Annotated in this window: 5 protein-coding genes; all 5 read left to right on the top strand. The window is 59.3% G+C overall.

Going from position 1 to position 6,404, the window contains the following annotated elements; genetic code table 11:
• A partial coding sequence (locus Q4B98_RS05765; protein ID WP_303196176.1) for a Rib/alpha-like domain-containing protein occupies positions 1-1,557 on the top strand: 1,557 nt, incomplete at its 5' end.
• A 363-nt stretch (positions 1,558-1,920) separates the two neighbouring features.
• Positions 1,921-3,222 carry an alpha-L-fucosidase gene (locus Q4B98_RS05760; protein ID WP_303196175.1) on the top strand — a complete coding sequence of 434 codons (1,302 nt, stop codon included), beginning with the start codon at positions 1,921-1,923 and terminating at the stop codon, positions 3,220-3,222.
• A 296-nt stretch (positions 3,223-3,518) separates the two neighbouring features.
• On the top strand, positions 3,519-4,334 hold the full coding sequence (locus Q4B98_RS05755) for a DeoR/GlpR family DNA-binding transcription regulator (RefSeq protein ID WP_303196174.1): 816 nt from the start codon (positions 3,519-3,521) through the stop codon (positions 4,332-4,334).
• Between the two features lie 312 nt (positions 4,335-4,646).
• Positions 4,647-5,135: an RpiB/LacA/LacB family sugar-phosphate isomerase gene (locus Q4B98_RS05750; RefSeq protein WP_303196173.1), complete on the top strand. Its 489-nt coding sequence runs from the start codon at positions 4,647-4,649 to the stop codon at positions 5,133-5,135.
• Between the two features lie 172 nt (positions 5,136-5,307).
• The gene (locus Q4B98_RS05745; RefSeq protein WP_303196172.1) at positions 5,308-6,387 is read left to right on the top strand and encodes a hypothetical protein; all 1,080 of its coding nucleotides are present in this window, start codon (positions 5,308-5,310) and stop codon (positions 6,385-6,387) included.
• Positions 6,388-6,404 lie beyond the last annotated feature (17 nt).

Raw genomic sequence — 6,404 nt, 5'->3', positions numbered from 1 at the left:
GATAACGGTGGCACGGATAACGCCAACGCTGTGGTGACTGTGGGTGAAAAGCCTGCGGTGACCGCTGACAACCAGCCCCAGTGGGAGAACCTCGAGGTCGCTGCTGGTAAGACTGCAACAGGTCCCGCCCCGGTTGATACCGTCGGTAAAGACGGATTCCCCGCAGGCACCACCTTCGCCCTCACCCCGCAGGTTGAAAAGGCCCTTGGAGAGTGGATCGCCGTTGACAAGACCACCGGTAAGATCACCGCTTCTCCGGCAAAGGATCAGAAGCCTGGCAACTACACCGCCCGTATCGATACCGTCTACCCAGATGGCACCTCCGATACCGTCAACGCGCTGGTCATCGTCACTCCTGGTGATGGTGATGGCGATGGTGTGACCGATGATAAGGACAAGTGCCCCGATCAGGCTGGTCCGGCTGACAATGATGGTTGCCCGTGGCAGAAGGACACTGAGAATCCTGGTTACCAGGGTGGCTCTGGTGAGCCTGGTGAGTCCGTTGAGGTTCCGCAGACTGGTGATAAAGATCTGCCTGAGGGTACTGAGTTCTCCTCGGATACTCCTGGTGTGACGGTTGATCCTGATACTGGTGACGCCACTGTTAAGGTGCCTGAGGATGCCAAGCCTGGTGATCCTTATGAGGTGACGGTGACTGTGAAGTACCCGGATGGGTCGTCTGAGGATGTCACCTTCACGATTACGGTCACTGAGCCTGCGCCTGGTGATGGTGATGGCGATGGTGTGACCGATGATAAGGACAAGTGCCCCGATCAGGCTGGTCCGGCTGACAATGATGGTTGCCCGTGGCAGAAGGACACTGAGAATCCTGGTTACCAGGGTGGCTCTGGTGAGCCTGGTGAGTCCGTTGAGGTTCCGCAGACTGGTGATAAAGATCTGCCTGAGGGTACTGAGTTCTCCTCGGATACTCCTGGTGTGACGGTTGATCCTGATACTGGTGACGCCACTGTTAAGGTGCCTGAGGATGCCAAGCCTGGTGATCCTTATGAGGTGACGGTGACTGTGAAGTACCCGGATGGGTCGTCTGAGGATGTCACCTTCACGATTACGGTCACTGAGCCTGCGCCTGGTCCTGACTGGGCTGATACCCCGACGGTTCCTGGCGAGCCGGTTGACATCCCCAACACTGGTGGCGATGTTCCTGAAGGTACGACCGTCGAGACCGATGGCCCCGGTAAGGCTGAGATCGATCCGGAGACCGGTACGATCAAGGTGACTCCTGATGAGTCCGCCAAGCCTGGCGACGTCATTAAGGTGACTGTGCGTGACGGCGATGGCAAGGTCCTCGATGAGGTCACGGTTTCGGTGAAGGAGCCGGCTGCGTCACCGACGCCTACCCCGTCGCAGCCTGCTGCCGCGCCAAAGGCCCCGGCCCCGTCACAGTCTGCTCAGGTGACTGCTGTTCCGACCCAGCTCCCGCGTACGGGTGCTTCGGGCGAGACCCAGTCTCCGCTGACTGGATTGGCAGTTGGTGGAGTGGGACTGCTGGTGATCGGTAGCGCGGCTTACGCTGTGCGTCGCCGCTACAACCACTGAGTCAGTGACAACTAGCACCTGCTAGGACACGAAGTAAGGGCCGCCTCGTTGTGAGGCGGCCCTTACTCTGTAAAGGCACATCCGCCCGGTTCCCACGGGTGGATGTGCCTTTGTGGCTCATCGCAAACGAATATTTCGACCCCTCATTCACTCTTATTTGTGAAGAACCTGGTAAGTGTTGGAGTTTCGATCATCGGGGTCTCGGCTCCTACCCCGACCCCTACCCCCAACTACCCACGCGCGCAACTGCAAAGAACCCGTAATGGCTTGTGGGAGGCGATTCAGAGGGTTTCCAGCTCAGTGATGTCGGGTATCAAAAGAGGCGATCGAACCTGCCCGCAGCCGCTGTGTCACACTTGTTCCATGCGGGTTATTGATGAGGACAGATTTGGTCGTTCTGCGTGGTGGCGTCACGACCGCTTTGGAATGTTCATCCATTGGGGAGCATATGCAGTTCCAGCGCGCGGTGAGTGGGTGCGTTCAGCTGAGAGAATGAGCGTCGAGGATTACCAATACGCTATTGACGCTTTCCGACCTGAACCAGATTTCGACGCATGGGCCGAAGTGGCGGCGAGTGCTGGCATGAGATACGCGATCCTCACCGCCAAACATCACGACGGATATGCGTTGTTCGACTCTGCCTTGTCCGACTACACAACGGCCAAGGTGTTAGGCCGAGACTTTGTCGCAGAGTTTCTCGCCGCATTCCGTAAACGCGGGATCAAAGTGGGTTTGTACTTCTCCCTCATTGACTGGTCACGGCCAGACTTCCCGCACCATGCCGACCTTCATCACCCGATGCGGGGTGCCGTCCCCGATCATGTGCCCGATCTTGACTCCTACCGGCAGTTTTTGCACGGCCAGGTCAGGGAGCTGTGTTCTGGTTACGGACCGCTCGACATCCTGTGGTTCGATTTTTCATACGAGGGTATGGGGCCGCAGCAGTGGGGTGCGGACGAGATAGTTCGAATCGTTCGCGAACTACAACCCGACGCGATCATGGACAATCGCATGGAGGGCGACGGCGCCAACCCGGGTTCGATTCTCACTGCGACACCATCGCCATGGGCGGGGGACTTCGCCTCTCCAGAGCAGATTATCCCCACTCAGGGCGTTATCGGATACGACGGCAGCCCGGTGCCGTGGGAGTCATGTATGACCCTCAACAATCATTGGGGATACTGCGCCTCCGACACGGTGTGGAAGCCTGCATCAATGGTGGTGCACAAATTGGTTGAGTGCGTCGCCAAAGGCGGGAACCTGCTGACCAATGTTGGTCCGGACGCGCGAGGGCGGATCCCGACCGGTTCAGCGAAGGTCCTCGATCAAGTGGGGACGTGGATGGACGACAACTGCGAGTCGATCCGTGGGTGCGGACCCGCCGGCTTACCGAAACCTGATTGGGGCTGGTGGACTGCGGGTCACGGCAAGCTGTATGCCCATGTCTTCGAAGCTCCTGTCGGTCCGCTACCCCTCATCGGCCTGCGCCCCGACCAGGTGAAACTCGTACGCAGGTTGGCGGATGGGTCGGAAGTTCCGATGGCCCAATGCTGGACAGTAAGTGACCGCAACGATCTTGCCTTCCTGTCAATGGGTCCTCAACCTGAGTTCAGCTATCCGCTGCCTGATGAGATTGACACGGTGTTCGAGATAACCCTCGCCTGATGATCGATTATCCGCACCGTGGCGTTTTCCCAGTGGCCCGTAGTTGTGCCGTTGCCCAACCCCATGACGAAAATCGTCAGCCGGGGTACGGGGCGGCGCACGGCACGTCACCGGTTGCTCGGGCTTTGTCGCAACGACCTTCAACCTTCCGATGGATCACCGCTGTGGGGCCACCGCGCCGGTCGCCGCTGGAATTCAATTCGCGGTCAACGGTCACTCTCTGCGCGTGAGAGCAGGACCTCGTCGCCGCGCGGCTAATATTCTTGCGAATCGGACAGGTGGGAAGGCGATAGGTGATGGTCGGCAATAGGACCACGGTTTCTAAGGGTCAGGGCGGTCCGAGGGCGCGTCAGCTCGCGATTGCTGAAGCCGTAGTACGAGCGGGCTCAGTTACCGTCGAGGACCTTGTTGAGGCCACTGGGGTATCTGCCATGACGATTTATCGCGACCTGGCGACTCTTGAAGCCAGCGGAGTGCTGCAGCGTCACCGTGGCCGCGTTGTTGCGGTTGCGAACGGTTTGCATGAGGCTGACGCCACATTTCGGTTGGAGCAGAGCTCGGCTGACAAACAGTCGGTAGCTGACCTTGCCGGTGGCCTCATTGGTCCGGGGTGCTCAATCATGCTGGATGACTCGACGTCGGGAGTGTGGCTGTTGAGGTCCCTGGGAGACCATTCTCCGCTGACCGTTGTCACGAATTCCCTCCTGGTGGCCGATGAGGTCATTGCCAATGGCTCCGACAAGCTTGTCGTCTCAGGTGGTGAGTACCAGTCGTGGGCGAAGTCGTTGATGGGTCCCGCAGCGGTTCGGATGATCCGCTCGATGCACGCCGATCTGTGCTTCCTGTCTGCGTCGGGAATTTTTGAGGCGGGCTGTTATCACCCGTATCAAGAGGTTGTCGAGGTCAAGCGGGCCATGCTCGAGTCAGCCGAGAAGCGAGTGCTGCTGCTCGACCACACCAAGTTCGGACGACGCGCGCTGTTCAAATTTGCCGACTTGACGGAATTCGATCACGTCGTTGTCGACGGCCACACTCCGCCCGGGATTCTTGGTCAGCTGCGCGACCTTGGGGTTCACCTCATGGTCGTGGGGGATGATTCATCAGAGTCCTGACGACTGTCCCCGGTTCCACGCCACCTGCACCATTTCGACGACGTTTTCACAGGCGTGGTGTGATTTTTGTGTGCCTCGGCCCAGTCACGCACGAGATGTCATGCATCAGCATGTAACAGGTAGTGGCGGTGCTGCTGGTTGCACACTTGTCCGGGTAACGCTACGTGCAGCCCCAAGCGTCAAAGACCTGATTTTGGTGAAAAACACACTCCAAACCTTACTTTTCACATGTACAGTGTTACTATTAACACCGTGAGTCGTTACTTCTCGCGCTTGCGAGTGAGACTTCCCAACACACGGCATGGAGGGATCATGGGACTGAGAATCGTCGTCGCCGCCGACCCAGCGGCAGTGCAGTACAAGGACGCCATCAAGGCCGACCTCGAGGCCGATTCACGAGTCGATGACGTGATTGATGTCGGCGTCCAGGAGGGTGATGACACCCTGTACCCGCACGTCGGCGTCAAGGGAGCCAACGTCATCAAGGACGGCAAGGCTGATCGAGGCATTTTCCTCTGCGGCACTGGAATGGGCATGGCCATTACCGCCAACAAGGTGCCGGGTATCCGGGCCTGCACTGCCCACGACTCCTTCTCCGTAGAGCGCCTCATTATGTCCAACGACGCCCACGTCCTGTGCCTGGGGCAGCGCGTCATCGGACTTGAACTGGCTCGTCGTCTGGCTCGTGAGTTCATTGGGTACACCTTTGACCCGAGTTCCCATTCCAAGACCAACGTTGACCTCATCAGCGCCTACGAATCAGGCGACATTGCCGGGGAGACCGCCCCGGGAAGCTGCTGAGACCAGTCTGGCGCGGGTGCCAACACCCGCGCCACGCGCCGCACATATCTGAGCCACCCTGCCCCTGAGGGAACGAACCTTCAGGACGCCCAGAAAGACCGCGTACAGCACCGGCGTTGTGCGCGGGCATCCGATCGCGGGTGCATCCCGCCCTTATATATAAGGAACACCGATGTTCACCACCTCTGTCGGAGTATTCATCTTTGGACTACTTGCCGCCATTGCCGGCGGCGCCGTCGGAGCTGCCATTGGCGGCAACTACGCCTTCGTTTTCACCGGCTTCTGCGTGCTGGCTTCCTGGGGAGTCTTTGCCGCAACCGGAAACACCTTCGGCCTGGACTACTTAGCCTTCGGCCCCTTCATGGGTCCGCACATCGCCTTCGCCGGCGGCGTCGCGGCAGCCATTTATGCCCGTTACCGGGGTCGTCTTGATGACGGCAAGGACGTCAATACCCCGCTGGGAGGTATCGGACGCTCCGATATCCTCCTCGTCGGCTCTCTGTTCGGGGTTTTTGGTTACCTGTGCCAGATCGGCATCTCCAACATCCCGTGGTTCGGCAAGCACACTGACCCCGTAGCCATGACGGTGCTGGTCTCCGGGCTGCTTGCCCGTGTCGTTTTTGGCGGCGTCCCCGGAAAAGGGCTGTTCCACGGTTCTTTGCACAACCCTGAACTGTTCAACGAAGGCGCCACCACCTTCTCAGCGAAGATCAAGCCGGGTCCCAACGGACGGTGGCTGGAGTGGCAGGAAAAGCCCATCCAGCTGGTGGCGATCGGCTCTCTTTTCGGCATCTTCGCCGGTGGAGCCTCCCTTCTGCTGGCCGCCAACGTGGGTGCCCGCCTCACCAAGATGGGCTTTGACAACCACGTGGCCGCCATCAACGCCAACAGCTTCTGCTTCGGCATATCGGCCATCATGGTCCTGCTTCTCATCCTCGACCGGAACATGCCGGTTCAGCACCACGTGACGAATATTGCCGGCTTAGCCGCTGTCCAGTTCTTCCCAGTGCTGATGGGTGAGAGTATCGGGACTTATACCTGGACGGCGACCTCGACGTGGGACTCCCATACCTGGGGAATGGCAGCGATCGCCCTGATTATCGCCGCCATCTTCGGTATCTTCGCTGCCGGTCTCGGCGAGTTTTGCGCACGGCTTTGGTACGCCCGCGGCACCAGCCACATCGACCCGCCTGCTGCAGCCATCTGGCTGAGTAACACCGTGGTTGTCTCGCTGGCTGCCCTGTTCGCCTGATCTGACCCAAGGAAGTG

The organism is Cutibacterium sp. (assembly GCF_030525615.1).
Taxonomy (GTDB): Bacteria; Actinomycetota; Actinomycetes; order Propionibacteriales; family Propionibacteriaceae; genus Cutibacterium.
This window is presented reverse-complemented; position numbering and strand designations above follow the sequence as displayed.